The following is a 15,988-nucleotide window of genomic DNA, read 5'->3' as shown; positions in this document are numbered from 1 at the left end:
CACTGACGGGTAACCTGCATCCTCGTGACGGTTCGGAAGTTGCAGGAGAAGCGGGGCTGGGCCTTCAACATCGCGGTGCCCATCCTCAAGCCCACCCTTCTCGCGACGACCCGGCGTGAGTGGATCGGCGGCGAGAACATCCCCGAGACGGGTGGGTTCATCATCGCGCTCAACCACATCTCCCACGCGGACCCGCTGACGGCCGCGCACCTCGTCTACGACCACGGCCACAAGCCGCGCTACCTCGCCAAGTCGGGGCTCTTCGACAACAAGGTGCTGGGCTACTTCCTGCGCGGCGCCGGGCAGATCCCCGTCAAGCGCGAGACCAAGGACGCCGTGGGCGCCTACGCGGCCGCGGTGGACGCCGTACGGGCGGGCGAGTGCGTGGTCATCTACCCGGAGGCGACGATCACCCGCGACCCCGACATGTGGCCGATGAAGGGCAAGTCCGGTGCCGCACGGATCGCGCTCGAGACGGGCTGCCCGGTCATCCCGGTGGGTCAGTGGGGAGCGCAGGAGATCCTGGCGCCGTACACGAAGCGGCCGCACCTGGTGCCCCGGCACAAGGTCACCATGCGGGTCGGCCCGCCGGTCGACCTCGCGGACCTGCGCGCCCAGGAGCCGCGCACCTCCGCGATCGTCAACCAGGCCACCGACCGCATCATGGACGCCATCACCCACCAGCTCGAGCTGGTCCGGGGCGAGACCGCGCCGGCGGAGCGCTACGACATGGCCGTGCGCGGCGACCGTTTCAAGAAGAAGAAGGCGAACTGATGGGTGGCAACAAGGTCGCGGTGCTCGGCGCCGGCTCGTGGGGCACGGCGTTCTCGATCGTCCTCGCCGACGCCGGCAACGACGTCTCGGTGTGGGCCCGCCGCGAGGAGGTCGCCGCGGCGATCAACGAGCAGCACGAGAACGTCGACTACCTGCCGGGCATCGAGCTCCCGCGCACCATCACCTCGACCCACGACCCCGAGCAGGCGCTCGCGGGCGCGGACGTCGTCGTCCTGGCTGTTCCTTCGCAGTCCCTGCGCGAGAACCTGCCGACCTTCCTGCCGTACATCCACCGCGACGCCGTCCTCGTCTCGCTGATGAAGGGCGTCGAGCTCGGCTCCCTCAAGCGCATGTCCGAGGTCGTCGCCGAGGTCGGCGACATCAGCCCGAACCGGATCGCCGTCGTCAGCGGCCCCAACCTCGCCCGCGAGATCGCCCGCCGCGAGCCCGCCGCCTCGGTCGTCGCGTGCGCCGACGAGGACGTCGCCAACCTCCTCCAGGCCCGCGTCCACTCGCCCGCCTTCCGCCCGTACACGAGCGTCGACGTCCTCGGCTGCGAGTTCGGCGGCGCCTACAAGAACGTCGTCGCCCTCTGCGTCGGCATGGCCGTCGGCCTCGGCTTCGGCGACAACACCACCGCCTCGCTCATCACCCGCGGCCTCGCAGAGACCGCCCGCCTCGCGATGAACCAGGGCGCCAACCCCCTCACCCTGATGGGCCTGGCCGGCCTCGGCGACCTCGTCGCCACCTGCTCCTCGCCCCTCTCGCGCAACCGCACCTTCGGCGAGAAGCTCGGCCAGGGCATGAGCGTCGAGCAGATCTACGCCTCCACCCGCCAGGTCGCCGAGGGCGCCAAGTCCTGCTCGTCGCTGCGCGCGCTCGCTGCCGCGACCGGCGTCGAGACGCCCATCGTGGACGCGGTCGACGAGGTCGTCCTCGGGCGGCTGACCACGGCGCAGCTGATGGATGCGTTCATCAGCCGCGACACCAAGGCCGAGCTCAGCTGAGCGTGGCGGGAGCGCTCTAGGCGTCGATCCGGTCGAGCGCCTGCTTGAGGTCGTCCCACAGGTCGTCGACGTCCTCGATGCCGACGGAGAGCCGTACCAAGCCCTCGGGGATCGTCGCGGCCTCCAGCTTCCAGCGCCGGCGCCGCTCGAACGTCGACTCCACGCCGCCCAGCGACGTCGCGTGCACCCACAGCGACGTGGCGCGGACCAGGAAGTCGCCCGCGTCGGCGCCGCCCTCGAGGACCGGCGCGACGATGGCGCCGAAGCCCGGGTAGCGGACCTCCGCGACGGACGGGTGCTCGGCGAGGCGGCGGGCGAGCTCGGCGGCGTTGGCGCAGGCGCGCTCCAGACGGACGTGGAGGGTGCGCAGGCCGCGCAGGGCCAGCCAGGTCTCGAAGGGGCCCGGGGTGGAGCCGGCGAGGCTGCGGCGGGCCTTGAGCGCGTCGTGCACCTCGTCGTCGGCGACCACCAGGGCGCCCATCAGCACGTCGCTGTGGCCGGCGATGTACTTGGTCGCCGAGTGCAGCACGATGTCCGCCCCGTCGGAGAGCGGCTGCTGGAGCAGGGGAGTGGCGAAGGTGTTGTCGACGACCACGCGGATGCCCAGCTCGCGCGCGGCCGCGGCCAGGGCCGGGATGTCGGCGATCTCGAGCGCCGGGTTGGTCGGTGACTCCAGCCACAGGAAGGCGCAGTCCTCGTCGTCGTGCATCGCCTGGACGACGGCGGCCGTGTCGGTGATGTCGACGAGGTTCGCGCGGAGCCGGCCGCGGGCCTCGGCGTCGGCGAGCGCGGCGACCGTGCCGTTGTAGGCGTGCCGGGGCGCGATCACGCTGCTGCCCTGGCCGACCAGGTCGAGCAAGGTGGTGACCGCGGCCATGCCGGAGGCGAAGGCCAGCGCCCGGCCGCCCTCCAGCGCGCCGAGGGCGTCCTCGAAGGCCGTCCAGGTGGGGTTGCCGAAGCGGCCGTACTCCAGCTCGCCCGTCGCGACGTACGTCGAGGTCATCGTGATCGGCACGTTCAGCGGCTCGTCGGGTTCGTGCGGGGGACGTCCGGCGGTCACGGCGAGAGTGGCAGGGCGCAACGTGGGGCCGGTCATGCCCCAAAGGTAGGGTCTTCCGCGATGAACGCTCCCACTGGCCGCCGTATCCGCGTCGCTGTCGTCTTCGGCGGCCGCTCCAGCGAGCACGCCATCTCGTGCGTGACCGCGGGGAGCGTGCTCCAGGCCATCGACCGCGACAAGTACGACGTCGTACCCGTCGGCATCGCGACCGACGGCCGCTGGGTGCTCGAGGCCGACGACCCCCAGCGTCACCGGATCACCGGTCCGGGGCAGCTCCCGTCCGTCGACGGCGACCGCGCCCCCGTCGCGCTCGCCCCGACCGACGACGGCACCGGCCTCGTCGTCAGCGAGCCCGCCGAGACCCCGCGCGCGCTGGGCGAGGTCGACGTCGTGTTCCCGCTCCTGCACGGCCCCTGGGGCGAGGACGGCACCATCCAGGGCCTGTTCGAGATGTCCGACGTCCGCTACGTCGGCTCCGGCGTCCTCGCTTCGGCGGTCAGCATGGACAAGGCGTTCATGAAGGTCGTCCTCAAGGACGCCGGCCTGCCCGTCATGCCCAGCGAGACCGTCACCGCCCGCGAGTGGAAGGCCGACCCCCAGGCCGTCCGCGAGCGCGTCGCCGAGCTCGGCTACCCGCTCTTCGTCAAGCCCGCCCGCGGCGGCTCCAGCATCGGCATCGCCAAGGCCCACACCCCCGACGAGATCGACGCGGCCCTCGAGGGCGCGCTCGCCCACGACCCCAAGGTCCTCGTCGAGGTCTCCGCCGAGGGCGCGCGCGAGGTCGAGTGCGGCGTGCTGGAGGCCCTCGACGGCGGCGTCGACACCAGCCTGCCCGCCGAGATCCGGATCACCGGCGAGCACGAGTTCTACGACTTCGAGGCCAAGTACCTCCCCGAGGAGCACACCGAGCTCGACGTCCCGGCGATCCTGCCCGACGGCGTCCAGGAGCGCATGCGCGCCATGGCCGCCCGCGCCTTCACCGCGGTCGGTTGCGAGGGCCTGGCCCGCGTCGACTTCTTCCTCATGCCCGACGGCTCGCTGGTCGTCAACGAGCTCAACACCATGCCGGGCTTCACGCCGCTGTCGATGTTCCCGCAGATGTGGGCCGCGACGGGGCTCGACTACGGCGCCCTGGTCGACCGGTTGCTGACGCTCGCGCTGCAGCGCGAGACCGGGCTGCGCTAGCCCGCCGCCGCTGCCCGCCGGACTGCGGCCGGCAGCAGCGCCATGTCGTCGACGACGACGCACTGCGCCGGCGGTACGGCGAGGGAGGCCGCCGCGTGCAGGAACAGGTCGGGCGCGGGCTTGCCGTGGACGACGTCCTCGGCGCAGGGGATCCGGCCCGGATCCGTCTGTCGGCGGGTGCAGCCGATGACGCCTTGGCACCGTACGCTCGCGGAAGGCGCCTAGCAGCGGCCGGTCTCGATGCTGGCCCGGTTGTCGGTCCAGGGCCGGCCGAGGCGATGCTCCTGGATCTCCGCGGACGTGATCAGCCGCCGTCGTCGCAGGGCTCGACCAGCTCGAGGTGCTCGCTCACCAGCGGCGCCAGCACCGACATCGCCGCCGCCACCGCCCCCGGCCGGTACGACGCGGGGATGGCCACCTCGATCCGCGGCCGGTAGCCCGCGGCATAGAGGGTGAGGTCGGCCTCCTGGTCGGTGTACTGCTCGTCGGGGATGTAGTAGCCGACCCCGTCGGCCTGCTCGCACGACGAGGTCAGGTCGAAGCCCTTCGGCTTGCCGACCCCGCAGGTGACCACGATCGCCGGGTCGCCGTACGCGCGGGCGGGGGCGTCGGAAGGCTCGATCTCGACGCGGTCCTGCTCGGCGAAGGTCGGGGGCAGGTCGTCGAGGAAGGCGTCGCAGGCGGTCTGGTCGGCTGCCGAGAGCTTCGGTACGTCGACCTCGACCGGGCCGCCGCAGGCGACCAGGGCGAGGGAGACGGGCAGGGCAAGGAGAGCCGGGAGCGGCGTGAGCCGCCGGCGGCGGGGGTGGGGCACCGTCAGATGTGGACGACGGGGCAGGTGAGGGTGCGGGTGATGCCCTCGAGGTTCTGGACCTTGGAGACGACCAGCTTGCCGAGCTCGTCGACGTTGCGGGCCTCGGCGCGCACGATCACGTCGTAGGGGCCGGTGACGTCCTCGGCGAGCGTGACGCCGCTGATCTGACCGACCTCTCGTGCTACCTCCGCGGCCTTGCCGACGTCGGTCTGGATGAGGATGTAGGCCTGAACCACCATGGGTCTGCTCCCGTCGACGTGATTGCCGGAACGATTCAACCTACCTTGCCCGGGCGCGGGAGGAGAACTCGCGCGTGATGGGATGGAGCCATGGCTGAGGCGATCGACCCTGACGCGACGGTGGCGGATCTCGGGGAGTTCGGGCTCATCGGCCGGATCGGCGAGATCGTCGCCGCGGGCGCGCCGGGTCAGGACGTCCTCGTCGGGCCCGGGGACGACGCCGCGGTGCTGCGCGTGCGCAAGGGGCACGTGGTGGTCTCGACCGACGTGATGGTCGAGGGCCGGCACTTCCGGCGCGACTGGGCCGAGGCGCTCGACGTCGGGCACCGGGCCGCCGCGCAGAACCTGTCCGACATCAACGCGATGGGCGGGCGCGCGCAGTGGCTGACGGTCGGACTGGCCACGCCGGCCGACCTGCCGGCGCAGTGGGCGCTCGACTTCACCCGCGGCTTCGCCGAGGAGTGCGCCGCCGTCGGTGCCGGGCTCGTCGGCGGGGACATCAGCCGCGCCGACCAGCTGATGATCTCGGTGACCGTCCTCGGCGCGTGCACCGTCTCGCCCGTGCTGCGCTCCGGCGCCGCGGCGGGCGACGTCCTCGCGCTCTGCGGGCGCCAGGGCTGGGCCGCCGGCGGGCTCGCGGTGCTGGGCCGGGGCTTCCGGTCACCCCGCGTGCTGGTCGAGGCCTACCGCCGCCCCGAGCCGCCGTACGACGCCGGGCCGGTCGCCGCCGAGGCGGGCGCGACCGCGATGATCGACATCTCCGACGGCCTGCTCGCCGAGGCCCGGCACCTGGCCGAGGGCTCGGGCGTGACGATCGACGTCGAGACCGCCTCCTTCGAGGTCCCCGAGCCGCTGGTCGCGGTGGGTCAGGCGCTCGGCGCGGACCCGATGCAGTTCATCCTGGGCGGGGGCGAGGACCACTCGCTGCTCGCCACCTTCCCGGCCGGCACCGCGCTGCCCGAGGGCTGGACCCGGATCGGCTCGGTCGGCGCCCGCGGGGACCTGCCGGTCACCGTCGACGGCGGGGCGTACGACGGCCCCACCGGCTGGACCCACTTCTGACCCTCCGGCGCGCGCGCCCAAAACGCCGAAGGCCGCCACCCGCGAGGGTGGCGGCCTCCGAACGAGGACTCAGCGAGTCGCGAAGGTCAGCGGGTGACCTTGCCGGCCTTGATGCAGCCGGTGCAGACGTTGAGGCGCTTCGGGGTGCCGTTGACCACCGCGCGCACGCGCTGGATGTTCGGGTCGAAGCGGCGCTTGGTGATCTTGCGCGACCACGGCCGGTTGTTGCCGAACGTCGGCTTCTTGTCGCAGATGTCGCACACGGCGGCCATGGTTGTCACTCCTGAGAGATTGCTCGTACTAAGTCGTGTCGCGCCCGTGCGCAGCAGGCGCTTCGGGCAACCGGAAGAGAATAGCCGACCGCGACGCGTCGGCCGAAATCGGCGAAGCCCGCGGGCCCTGCCCTAAGGTGACCTCGATGGATGAGGGGACGGCGCGCGAGGGGAGCCGGGAGACCGGCCCGGGGCGGAGCGGGATCGCACTGGCGTCCGTGGTCCGCTTCGTCGACATCGCGGTCGACGCGCTCGCCGAGGCGCGCGAGGAGGTCGACGCGCTCAACGTCTACCCCGTGCCCGACGGCGACACCGGCACCAACATGTACCTCACCGTCGTCGCCGCGCGCGACGCCATCCGGGTCGCGCTGGACGAGGACGCCGCGCCGCTGCCCGCGCTCGCCCGCGGCGCCCTGCTGGGCGCGCGCGGCAACTCCGGGGTGATCCTCAGCGAGATGCTCGGCGCCGCGGCCCGCCGGATCGCCGGGGCCACGCCCGAGGAGCGCAACGCGACCGTGATGGCCGACGCGCTGCGCGAGGCGTCCGTCGCGAGCTATGCCGCGGTGGGGGAGCCCGTCGAGGGCACCATGCTCACCGTCCTGCGGGCCGCCGCCGACGCCGGTACGGCGGCCGCGGCCCTGCCCGGCGCCCGCAGCGCCGACGTCCTCACCGAGGCGGCGGCCGCCGCTCGCGAGGCGCTCGGCCACACCCCCGAGCAGCTCGACGTCCTCGCCCAGGCGGGGGTCGTCGACGCCGGCGGGCGCGGGGTCTCGGTGATCCTCGACGCCGCCGAGACCGTGCTGACCGGGCGCCGCCCGATCCCGGTCACCGCGCCGCTCGGCAGCCACGTCATCCCGGTGCCGCACCTGGAGCCGGCCGCCGACGAGCTCAGCGCCGACGGCCCGGCGTACGAGGTGATGTACCTCCTCGACGCCGCCGACGACGCCGCTCCGGGTCTGCGCAGCCGCCTCGGCGAGCTGGGCGACTCGGTCGTGGTGGTCGGCCGCGAGGGCCTGTGGAACGTCCACGTGCACACCGACGACGTCGGCGCCGCGATCGAGGCCGGTCTCGGCATCGGCCGCCCGCACCGGATCCGGGTCACCCACTTCGCCGAGCAGATCGCGGCCAAGGCCGCGGCCGCCGAGGCGCCCGCTCCCGCGCTGCCCACGCTGACCGGACGCCGCGTCGTCGCGGTCGCGGCCGGGCCCGGGCTGGCCGAGCTGTTCGAGGAGGCCGGCGCGGTCGCCGTCCGCGGCGGCCCCGGCCGGCGGCCCTCGACCGGAGAGCTGCTCGCGGCGATCACGGCCTGCGGGGCCAAGGAGGTCGTCATCCTCCCCAACGACGAGCCGAGCGTGCGTGCCGCGCTGGCGGCCGCGTCGACCGCCGAGGCCGACCACGGCACCCGGGGGCTGCGGGTCGCGGTGATCCCGACCCACACCCAGGTGCAGGGCCTGGCCGCGGTCGCGGTGCACGAGCCGGGACGCACGTTCGACCAGGACGTCACCGAGATGACGGCGACCGCCCGCCACGTGCGCCACGGCGCGGTCACGATCGCGGCCCGCCAGGCGATGACGATGGCCGGCCCGTGCGAGCCCGGCGACGCGCTCGGCGTCATCGCGGGCGACTTCGCGGTGGTCGGCGAGGAGCTCGGCGGGGTCGCGCTCGTCGTCCTCGACCGGCTGCTGGCCGCGGGCGGCGAGCTGGTCACGCTCGTCAGCGGCGAGGACGCCGGCGACCTGGCCGACCGGGCGACCGCCTGGGTGGAGGAGTTCCACCCCCATGTCGACGTCGTGGTGTACGACGGTGGGCAGGAGCGGTACCCGCTCCTCATGTCCGTCGAATGAGGTTCTAGGTGGCTATCGACTTCGCATCGTCCGTGACCGCGGTCCTGGGGGCGACCACGCCTGCCAAGCGCAAGCGGTTCGCCGAGGGGCTCGGCATCGAGACCGTCGGCGACCTGATGAGGCACTTCCCGCGGCGCTACCTCGAGACCGGCTCGTTGACCCGGATCGACAACCTGCGTGTGGGTCAGCTGCTGTGCGTGGTCGGCGAGATCGACCAGTGCGAGATCAAGACCTACAACGACCGCCGCACCGGCCGTCCGGCGTACCGGGTCGAGGCGGTGCTGCGCACCGGCGGCCCGCGGCTCAAGATGACGTTCTTCGCCAAGAACCAGGGCACCGCCGGCTGGCACGCGCGCCGCGTCGCCCAGGGCAACCGCGGGGTCTTCCTCGGCAAGGCCGACCGGTTCCGCGACCAGTGGCAGCTGGTCAACCCGGCGATGACGATCTTCGGCATGGGCGACGAGGCCGAGGGCGAGGGGAGCGGTGTCGAGGACGTCTTGGACTTCGGCCCGCTGTTCCCGATCTACCCGCTCACCAAGGGCGTCGAGACCTGGGACATCACCCGCGCGGTGACCTTCGCCCGCAAGGTCATCGAGCCGGTCGCCGAGCTGCTGCCCGACCCCGTCCGCGACGAGTACGACGTCCTCGGCATCCAGGACGCCTACGACTGGGTCCACCAGCCCGAGGACCGCGACCAGGTCGAGCGCGCCCACCACCGGTTCCGGTTCGAGGAGGCGCTGGTCACCCAGCTCGTCCTCGGCCGCCGCCGCCGCGCCCGCCAGGCCGAGGGCGCGACCGCCCGCACCGGCGGGGACGGCGCCCTGCTGCGCGCGTTCGACGAGCGGCTGCCGTTCCAGCTCACCGCCGGCCAGGTCGAGGTCGGCGCCCAGGTCGAGGCCGACCTGGCCCAGCCGCACCCGATGAACCGCCTGCTCCAGGGCGAGGTCGGCTCCGGAAAGACCCTCGTCGCGCTGCGCGCGATGCTCCGCGTCGTCGACTCCGGCGGCCAGGCCGCGCTGCTCGCGCCGACCGAGGTGCTCGCCCAGCAGCACTACCGCTCGATCGTCGCCATGCTCGGCGACCTCGCCGACGGCGGCACGATCTTCGGCTCTGGCGAGGGCACCCGCGTCGAGCTGCTCACCGGCTCGATGAACAAGACCCAGCGCACCGGCCCGCTCTCGCGGATCGCCTCCGGCGAGGCCGGGATCGTCATCGGCACCCACGCGCTGCTCCAGGACCAGGTCATGTTCGCCGACCTCGGCTTCGTGGTCGTCGACGAGCAGCACCGCTTCGGCGTCGAGCAGCGCGCCGCGCTCACCGACAAGGCCGCCGCCCCGCCGCACCTGCTGGTGATGACGGCGACGCCCATCCCGCGGACCGTCGCGATGACCGTCTTCGGCGACCTGGAGACCTCGACCCTGAGCGAGCTGCCGGCCGGACGCGCGCCGATCCAGTCCAACGTCGTCCCGCTGGCCGAGCAGCCGACCTGGTTCGGCCGGGTGTGGGAGCGGGTGCGCGAGGAGGTCGGCAAGGGCCACCAGGTCTACGTCGTGTGCCCCCGCATCTCCGGCGACGAGGCCGAGGCCGGCCAGGTCGACGCGGTCGACCTGCCCGACCCGGACGACGGCGAGGTCGAGGTCGCCCCCAAGCCGCCCGCCGCCGCGGTCGAGGAGGTCGTCTCCCGGCTCGCCGAGGGCCCCCTGGCCGGACTGCGGATCGGCCGCCTCCACGGCCGGCTGCCCGCCGACGAGAAGGACGCCGTGATGCGCTCCTTCGCCGCCGGCGACATCGACGTGCTCGTCTCGACGACCGTGATCGAGGTCGGCGTCGACGTCGCCAACGCGACCGGCATGGTGATCCTCGACGCCGACCGGTTCGGCGTCTCCCAGCTCCACCAGCTCCGCGGCCGGGTCGGCCGGGGCGGGCTGCCCGGGCTGTGCCTCCTGGTCACCCACACCGACGCCGGATCGCCCGCCCGGGAGCGGCTCGAGGCGGTCGCCTCGACCACCGACGGCTTCGTGCTCAGCCGGATCGACCTGGAGATGCGCCGCGAGGGCGACGTCCTCGGCGCCGCCCAGGCCGGCGGCCGGACCAGCCTGGAGAACCTCCGCGTGCTGCGCGACGAGGACACCATCGTCGCCGCCCGCCAGGCCGCCGAGGGGCTCCTCGACGCCGACACGGACCTGGGCCAGGCGCCGGGCCTCGGTGCGGCCGTGCGCGACCTGGAGCGCTCCGTCCAGGCCGACTTCGTGGACAAGTCGTGACCCGGATCATCGCCGGAGCGGCCGGCGGCCGCCGGCTCCAGACCCCCAAGGGCGACCAGACCCGGCCCACCAGCGACCGGGTCCGCGAGGCGCTGTTCTCCGCCGTCGAGGCGTGGGCGGGGTCGCTCCAGGGCCTGCGCGTCCTCGACCTGTACGCCGGCTCCGGCGCGCTCGGGCTCGAGGCCTGGTCGCGCGGCGCCGCCGCCGTCACGCTCGTCGAGTCCGACCGCCGTACCGCGGACCTGGTGCGGGCCAACGCCCGCTCGATCGGCTGCGACGCCGCCCAGGTCCTGGCCCGCCCGGTCGCCGCGGTGCTCGCCGAGCCGCCGGCGGGGGAGCCCTACGACCTCGTGGTCGCCGACCCGCCGTACCCGCTGACGGACGAGGCGGTCGCCGCCGACCTCGCCGCCCTGGCCGCCCACGGCTGGCTCGCGCCCGACGCGCTCGTCATCGTCGAGCGCTCCCGGCGCAGCCCGGCGCCGCTGTGGCCCAGCGCCCTGGTGCCGCTCGCGGGCAAGCGCGGCCAGCGCAAGTACGGCGAGACCACCCTCTGGTTTGCCGGGGTGAGCGCGTCTCCGGCGTAGGTGGGTCAGCAAGCTGCCGGTGCCCCGCCTCCCGCCGCGCTGCCACCCGCTGGCTCGCCGAGCACCCGTCAGCCACTAGCCTCGCCCCATGACCCGCGCGGTGTGCCCCGGCTCCTTCGACCCGGTCACCTACGGCCACCTGGACATCTTCCGGAGGGCCTCGGCCCTCTTCGACGAGCTGGTCGTCGCGACCGGCACCAACATGTCCAAGTCGCGCCTGTTCGAGCCCGACGAGCGCCTGGAGATGCTCCGCGAGGCGTGCGCCGACCTGCCGAACGTGACCGTGATGGGCTTCACCGGCCTGATCGTCGACTTCTGCAAGGACATCGACGCCCACGCGATCGTCAAGGGCCTGCGCGGCGGCAACGACTACGAGTACGAGCTGCCGATGGCCCAGATGAACGCCCACCTGACCGGGGTCGAGACGGTCTTCGTCCCGACCACCGCCAGCCTGGGCTACGTCTCCTCCAGCCTGGTCAAGGAGGTCGCCTCGCTCGGCGGCGACATCTCGGCGTTCGTGCCTCCGGCGGTGCTCGCCCGGCTCACCGAGAAGCTCGCTGAACGGCAGTGAACGACGGGGCGGACGACCCCTGAATTGGCCCTGTCCCACCCGCCCCTCTAACATTGAACCGATCTGTTGTGCCCGGACCTGGAAGTGAACCCCTGAAGCATCTGGACCCGAGAGCGCCGCTCGTGCTCGACACCCGCGAGCTCGGACGCCGCCCGGGGTCCCAGCGACAGGTGTCACGGTCAGTGCCGGCACCAGCAGATCTGGGCATCGAAGTCCTCTCCGTCCCCGAGGGCGCGCCGGTCGAGCTCGACCTGCGCCTGGAGGCGGTCATGGAAGGCGTGCTCGTCACCGGGTCGGCGAAGGCCGGCCTGGAGGGTGAGTGCGTGCGGTGCCTGGAGCCGATCCGCGACGAGATCGCGGTGACGTTCCAGGAGCTGTTCGTCTACGACGACATCCGTGACGCCGAGGGAGCCGAGGAGGACGACGAGGTCAGCATGCTCCAGGACGACCTGCTCGACCTGGAGACCGTGCTGCGGGACGCGGTGGTGCTCGCACTGCCGTTCCAGCCGCTGTGCCAGGACGACTGTCCCGGGTTGTGCCCCGAGTGTGGGGCCCGGCTCGCGGACGAGCCGGACCACACGCACGAGGCTGCGATCGACCCGCGTTGGGCGGAGCTGACCAAGCTCGAGCAAGACCCCACGGACTGAAGAGGCGCTCGACCCCGAGCGCACCCGAACCAAGGAGAAGACAGTGGCTGTTCCGAAGCGGAAGATGTCGCGCAGCAACACGCGGCACCGTCGCTCGCAGTGGAAGGCTGTCGCCCCGTCGCTGGTGACCTGCGCCAACCCGGCCTGCGGCGCCAAGCACCTCCCGCACCGCGCTTGCGGCACCTGCGGTCAGTACGGCGCGCGCGCCGAGCGTCGCCAGGTTCTCTGAGCGACCGACCGGACGACGTCAGGTACACCAGCATCACCGCGTACGACGAGCTGCGTCGAGCGCTCGGGGATCCCTCGCTGACCCCCGAGCTGCTCGACCTCGCGCTGACGCACCGCTCCTACGCCTACGAGAACGGTGGTCTTCCGACCAACGAGAGGCTGGAGTTCCTCGGTGACTCGGTGCTCGGCGTCGTGGTCACCGAGACGCTGTACCTGACCCACCCGGACCTGTCCGAGGGTCGCCTCGCCAAGCTGCGCGCCGCGGTCGTCAACGCCCGCGCGCTGGCCGGCGTGGCCCGCGAGATCGGGCTGGGCGCCCACATCAAGCTGGGCCGCGGCGAGGAGGCGACCGGCGGGCGCGACAAGGCGTCCATCCTCTCCGACACGGTCGAGGCCGTGATCGGGGCGATCCACCTCACCGGCGGCATCGAGGTCTCCTCGGTCGTCGTGCACCGGCTGTTCGACCCGCTCATCGAGGCGGCCTCGGCGCTCGGCGCCGGCCTGGACTGGAAGACCTCGCTCCAGGAGCTCGCCGCCGACCAGACGCTCGGCGTGCCCGAGTACGTCATCGAGGACGACGGCCCGGACCACATGAAGACGTTCACCGCCCAGGTGCGCGTGGGCGACAAGCTCTACGGCAACGGCGTGGGCCGCTCCAAGAAGGAAGCCGAGCAGGGCGCCGCCCAGACCGCCTTCGGCGAGATCGCGGCCGCGCTCGGCCTCGACACCAACGGCCGCCCGGTCGGCTCCGGCAGCTGAGCAGGGCGTCGTGCCCGAGCTCCCCGAGGTCGAGGTCGTCCGAGCCGGCCTCGAACGTCACGTCACCGGCGCCACCATCGCCGCGGTCGACGTCCTCCACGAACGTCCCGTGCGCCGCCACCCCGGCGGTCCGCTCGGCTTCGCCGCGGCCCTGACCGGACGCCGTATCGACGGCGCGCGGCGCCGCGGCAAGTACCTCTGGCTGCCGCTCGACAACGGCGACGCGATCCTCGGCCACCTCGGGATGAGCGGCCAGATGCTCGTCCAGGAGCCGGCCGCCCCCGTCGAGCGCCACCTGCGCGTGCGGTTCGTCCTCGACGGCGCCGCCGAGGGGCGCGAGCTGCGCTTCGTGGACCAGCGGATGTTCGGCGGGCTGTCGGTCTCGGTCGACGGTGCCGAGCTGCCCCACGAGATCGCCCACATCGCGCGCGACCCGCTCGACCCGGAGTTCGACGACGACGCCTTCGTCGCCCGGCTCCGCAAGCGCACCTCCGGGGTCAAGCGGCTGCTGCTCGACCAGGGTCTGATCTCCGGCGTCGGCAACATCTACGCCGACGAGGCGCTCTGGCGCACGAGCCTGCACGGCGAGCGGCCCGGCGACCGGCTCACCCGCGCCCAGGCGCTCGCGCTGCTCGGCAACGCCCGCGACGTGATGAACGAGGCGCTCGCCCAGGGCGGGACGTCGTTCGACGCGCTCTACGTCAACGTCAACGGTGAGTCCGGCTACTTCGACCGCTCGCTGCACGCCTACGGGCGCGAGGACGAGCCGTGCGACCGGTGCGGTACGACGATCCGCCGGATCGCGTTCATGAACCGCTCGTCGTACTTCTGCCCGTCGTGCCAGCCGGCCCCGCGCCGGCGCCGGGGCTAGCCCCAGGGCGTCTGCTCCGCGCCCGGGGTGGGCTCGGGGGACGGCTCCGGCTCCTGCGGGCCGCTGCCCAGCCGGAGCACGACCCAGCGCTCGGCGCCCAGGTGGGCCGCCGTCCGCGCCAGCCGGACCCGCACCTTGACCTGCCCGCGGAACCGCGCCAGGTCGTAGGTCGCGCCGCCCTGCTCGTCGAGGCGCACCGTGCCGACCCGCAGGATCCGCCCACCCGGGCCGCGCCGGGCCAGCCAGACCTCGTCGCCGGCCTGCCCGCCGGTGACGTGGACCGTGAGCAGGCTGCCCGCCGTGCTCGTCGTGAGCGCCGGCCGGACCGCGACCCGCCGCTGCTCGCTCTGGAGCACCGTCGCCTCGCCCAGCCCGTCGACGACGGTCGTCTCGAGGCGCAGGTCGGTGCTCGCGGTGACCGGCTCGGTCGCGATCGAGACCCACCCGTCGGCGTCGGTGACCCCGCCGCCCACCTGGCTCCACTCGCCGCCCGCCGGCCGCTGCCAGAGCACGACCTCCTGGGAGGTGATCGGCATCAGCGCCGCGTCGCGCACCCGCGCGGTGATGGTGGTGCTGGCGCCGGCATCGACGGTCCGCGCGGTCAGCGAGACCCGGACCACGGCCGGCCCGGTCGGCGCCTCGTGCCGCCGGATGTCGGCGTGGCCGCGTTGCCGCGGGCGGCCCTCCCGGCCCGCGTCGGCGCCCGGGCGGGGGTCGGTGGGGGAGTGCGTCCGCGGGGAGCCGGTCGTGCGGCCGTCCCGCGGGTCGCCGTCGGGGCCCGCCGACGGGGGCTGCTGCGCGTCCGGCGTACGGGCCGGGGGGACGCCGAGACCGCCGAGCGCGTCGTGCGCGAACGCCTGGACCCGGTCGGGCAGCGCCTGGTTGTAGGCCGCCGCGGCGACCCCTCCGGTCAGCGCCAGCGCGGCGACCAGCGCGGTGCCGCCCGCGCCGATCCGGCCGACGACCCGGCCGGGGCCGCGGCGGCGTCGTCCGGGGTGGTGGTCGCGGAACGCGGCGAGCACCTGCTCCTCGCCGGCCAGCTCGGCCGCCGTACCGGGGGCGCGGAGGGCTCGCACGAGCGGGCTGTCCGCCAGCTCGCCGAGGTCGTGGTCGTCGTAGGTCATCGTGTTCCGTCCGCCGTCGGGGCGCCGTGGGCGCCGGCGAGCTTCTTGAGGGCCCGGTGGACCGCGACCGCCACCGTGCCGGGCTTCTTGCCGACGATCGTGGCCACCTCGGCGACCGACAACCCGGCCACCACCCGCAGCATCACCATCTCGGCCTGGACCGTCGGCAGCGTCGCCACCAGCCGTACCGCGGCCTCGGTGTCGGCCCGCTCCAGGGCTGCGGCCTCCGCGCTCGGCGCCGTACTGATGTCGATCACCTCGGCCGTCGGCACGCTCGGCCGCGCCGCCTGCGCCCGCGCCGCATCGATCGCCCGGTGCCGTGCGAGCGTGAACACCCACGCCCGGAACTCCGCCGCCCCACCCGAGAACCGCCCCAGGTCGCGCACGACGTGCAGCCAGGTCTCGGCCGCGATGTCCTCGGCGTACTCCCGGTCGCGGACCTTCAGGTAGCGCAGCAACGGCGGCTGCAGCAGCCGCCACACCTCCCCGAACGCCGCCTCGTCCCCCTCCAGGGCACGCGCCAGCGACCCACCGAGCGGGTCGGCGGGACCGTGACGCTCCGACGCGGTCAGGGTGCCTCCTCGCTCGGTGGTCAGGCGGGTCGACGATCCTGACACAACCAGGACAGCGGATCGCGGCGCGAAGTCATTACATCCGGCCGAGCCGGTAATGGATGCGGTGCC

Annotated in this window: 19 protein-coding genes; 12 read left to right on the top strand and 7 right to left on the bottom strand. The window is 73.7% G+C overall.

The window, feature by feature from the left end:
• The first annotated feature begins 24 nt into the window (after positions 1-24).
• The gene (locus CCO04_RS26830; protein ID WP_215817246.1) at positions 25-774 is read left to right on the top strand and encodes a 1-acyl-sn-glycerol-3-phosphate acyltransferase; all 750 of its coding nucleotides are present in this window, start codon (positions 25-27) and stop codon (positions 772-774) included.
• A complete protein-coding gene (locus CCO04_RS26825; protein ID WP_215817245.1) occupies positions 774-1,781 on the top strand; it encodes an NAD(P)H-dependent glycerol-3-phosphate dehydrogenase in 1,008 nt (335 codons plus the stop codon). The genes CCO04_RS26830 and CCO04_RS26825 overlap by 1 nt, the downstream gene beginning before the upstream one ends.
• A 16-nt stretch (positions 1,782-1,797) precedes the next feature.
• Here CCO04_RS26825 and CCO04_RS26820 read toward each other — a convergent pair whose 3' ends face one another.
• Positions 1,798-2,877 (bottom strand): PLP-dependent aspartate aminotransferase family protein, encoded by a 1,080-nt coding sequence (locus CCO04_RS26820; RefSeq protein ID WP_215817244.1) that lies wholly within the window; start codon positions 2,875-2,877, stop codon positions 1,798-1,800.
• Positions 2,878-2,901: 24 nt separating this feature from the next.
• Here CCO04_RS26820 and CCO04_RS26815 point away from each other — a divergent pair, with 24 nt between their 5' ends.
• Entirely contained in the window at positions 2,902-4,026 is a 1,125-nt protein-coding gene (locus CCO04_RS26815) for a D-alanine--D-alanine ligase family protein (RefSeq protein ID WP_215817243.1), read from the top strand.
• On the opposite strand, the gene CCO04_RS28985 is transcribed toward CCO04_RS26815, so the two are convergent.
• From CCO04_RS28985 to CCO04_RS26800, 3 genes are all read right to left on the bottom strand, one after another.
• The gene (locus CCO04_RS28985) at positions 4,023-4,178 is read right to left on the bottom strand and encodes an HAD-IA family hydrolase (RefSeq protein WP_308281584.1); all 156 of its coding nucleotides are present in this window, start codon (positions 4,176-4,178) and stop codon (positions 4,023-4,025) included. The two genes, CCO04_RS26815 and CCO04_RS28985, sit on opposite strands and share 4 nt — an antisense overlap.
• A 152-nt stretch (positions 4,179-4,330) precedes the next feature.
• A complete protein-coding gene (locus tag CCO04_RS26805) occupies positions 4,331-4,840 on the bottom strand; it encodes a DUF3515 domain-containing protein (protein WP_215817242.1) in 510 nt (169 codons plus the stop codon).
• A 2-nt stretch (positions 4,841-4,842) separates the two neighbouring features.
• Positions 4,843-5,076: an Lrp/AsnC family transcriptional regulator gene (locus CCO04_RS26800; protein WP_200887184.1), complete on the bottom strand. Its 234-nt coding sequence runs from the start codon at positions 5,074-5,076 to the stop codon at positions 4,843-4,845.
• Positions 5,077-5,169: 93 nt separating this feature from the next.
• Here CCO04_RS26800 and CCO04_RS26795 point away from each other — a divergent pair, with 93 nt between their 5' ends.
• Complete coding sequence (locus CCO04_RS26795; protein ID WP_215817241.1) at positions 5,170-6,141, top strand: thiamine-phosphate kinase; 972 nt, start codon at positions 5,170-5,172, stop codon at positions 6,139-6,141.
• 86 nt (positions 6,142-6,227) lie between these two features.
• Here CCO04_RS26795 and rpmB read toward each other — a convergent pair whose 3' ends face one another.
• Positions 6,228-6,413, bottom strand: coding sequence for a 50S ribosomal protein L28 (rpmB, locus tag CCO04_RS26790; protein WP_038680308.1), 186 nt, complete (start codon positions 6,411-6,413; stop codon positions 6,228-6,230).
• Between the two features lie 146 nt (positions 6,414-6,559).
• Between rpmB and CCO04_RS26785 the strand changes: the two genes are divergently transcribed.
• From CCO04_RS26785 to mutM, 8 genes are all read left to right on the top strand, one after another.
• A complete protein-coding gene (locus CCO04_RS26785; RefSeq protein ID WP_215817240.1) occupies positions 6,560-8,257 on the top strand; it encodes a DAK2 domain-containing protein in 1,698 nt (565 codons plus the stop codon).
• An 8-nt stretch (positions 8,258-8,265) separates the two neighbouring features.
• On the top strand, positions 8,266-10,521 hold the full coding sequence (locus CCO04_RS26780; RefSeq protein WP_215817239.1) for an ATP-dependent DNA helicase RecG: 2,256 nt from the start codon (positions 8,266-8,268) through the stop codon (positions 10,519-10,521).
• Positions 10,518-11,105 carry a 16S rRNA (guanine(966)-N(2))-methyltransferase RsmD gene (rsmD, locus tag CCO04_RS26775; RefSeq protein ID WP_215817238.1) on the top strand — a complete coding sequence of 196 codons (588 nt, stop codon included), beginning with the start codon at positions 10,518-10,520 and terminating at the stop codon, positions 11,103-11,105. The genes CCO04_RS26780 and rsmD overlap by 4 nt, the downstream gene beginning before the upstream one ends.
• An 88-nt stretch (positions 11,106-11,193) precedes the next feature.
• Positions 11,194-11,676: a pantetheine-phosphate adenylyltransferase gene (gene coaD, locus CCO04_RS26770; RefSeq protein ID WP_215817237.1), complete on the top strand. Its 483-nt coding sequence runs from the start codon at positions 11,194-11,196 to the stop codon at positions 11,674-11,676.
• Between the two features lie 92 nt (positions 11,677-11,768).
• Positions 11,769-12,323, top strand: a complete 555-nt coding sequence (locus CCO04_RS26765) for a DUF177 domain-containing protein (RefSeq protein ID WP_215817359.1) — start codon at positions 11,769-11,771, stop codon at positions 12,321-12,323.
• A 43-nt stretch (positions 12,324-12,366) separates the two neighbouring features.
• Positions 12,367-12,552 (top strand): 50S ribosomal protein L32, encoded by a 186-nt coding sequence (gene rpmF, locus CCO04_RS26760; protein WP_038680298.1) that lies wholly within the window; start codon positions 12,367-12,369, stop codon positions 12,550-12,552.
• A gap of 32 nt (positions 12,553-12,584) precedes the next feature.
• Positions 12,585-13,310 carry a ribonuclease III gene (gene rnc / locus CCO04_RS26755; RefSeq protein ID WP_257754491.1) on the top strand — a complete coding sequence of 242 codons (726 nt, stop codon included), beginning with the start codon at positions 12,585-12,587 and terminating at the stop codon, positions 13,308-13,310.
• 10 nt (positions 13,311-13,320) lie between these two features.
• Entirely contained in the window at positions 13,321-14,181 is an 861-nt protein-coding gene (gene mutM, locus CCO04_RS26750; RefSeq protein ID WP_215817236.1) for a bifunctional DNA-formamidopyrimidine glycosylase/DNA-(apurinic or apyrimidinic site) lyase, read from the top strand.
• On the opposite strand, the gene CCO04_RS26745 is transcribed toward mutM, so the two are convergent.
• Positions 14,178-15,305, bottom strand: coding sequence for a hypothetical protein (locus CCO04_RS26745; RefSeq protein WP_215817235.1), 1,128 nt, complete (start codon positions 15,303-15,305; stop codon positions 14,178-14,180). The genes mutM and CCO04_RS26745 overlap by 4 nt on opposite strands.
• On the bottom strand, positions 15,302-15,922 hold the full coding sequence (locus CCO04_RS26740) for an RNA polymerase sigma factor (RefSeq protein ID WP_215817234.1): 621 nt from the start codon (positions 15,920-15,922) through the stop codon (positions 15,302-15,304). Before CCO04_RS26740 ends, CCO04_RS26745 begins: the two co-directional genes overlap by 4 nt.
• Between the last annotated feature and the right edge of the window lie 66 nt (positions 15,923-15,988).

Origin of the sequence: Pimelobacter sp. 30-1, from assembly GCF_018831735.1 — a bacterium.
Classification (GTDB): domain Bacteria; phylum Actinomycetota; class Actinomycetes; order Propionibacteriales; family Nocardioidaceae; genus Nocardioides.
This window is presented reverse-complemented; position numbering and strand designations above follow the sequence as displayed.

What these genes read in the sequence shown, in the direction of transcription:
- CCO04_RS26825 (WP_215817245.1), top strand. Translation starts at nt 774, where the DNA reads ATGGGTGGCAACAAGGTCGCGGTGCTCGGCGCCGGCTCGTGGGGCACG.
- CCO04_RS26820 (WP_215817244.1), bottom strand. Translation starts at nt 2,877, where the DNA reads ATGACCGGCCCCACGTTGCGCCCTGCCACTCTCGCCGTGACCGCCGGA.
- CCO04_RS26815 (WP_215817243.1), top strand. Translation starts at nt 2,902, where the DNA reads ATGAACGCTCCCACTGGCCGCCGTATCCGCGTCGCTGTCGTCTTCGGC.
- CCO04_RS26795 (WP_215817241.1), top strand. Translation starts at nt 5,170, where the DNA reads ATGGCTGAGGCGATCGACCCTGACGCGACGGTGGCGGATCTCGGGGAG.
- rpmB (WP_038680308.1), bottom strand. Translation starts at nt 6,413, where the DNA reads ATGGCCGCCGTGTGCGACATCTGCGACAAGAAGCCGACGTTCGGCAAC.
- CCO04_RS26785 (WP_215817240.1), top strand. Translation starts at nt 6,560, where the DNA reads ATGGATGAGGGGACGGCGCGCGAGGGGAGCCGGGAGACCGGCCCGGGG.
- coaD (WP_215817237.1), top strand. Translation starts at nt 11,194, where the DNA reads ATGACCCGCGCGGTGTGCCCCGGCTCCTTCGACCCGGTCACCTACGGC.
- CCO04_RS26745 (WP_215817235.1), bottom strand. Translation starts at nt 15,305, where the DNA reads ATGACCTACGACGACCACGACCTCGGCGAGCTGGCGGACAGCCCGCTC.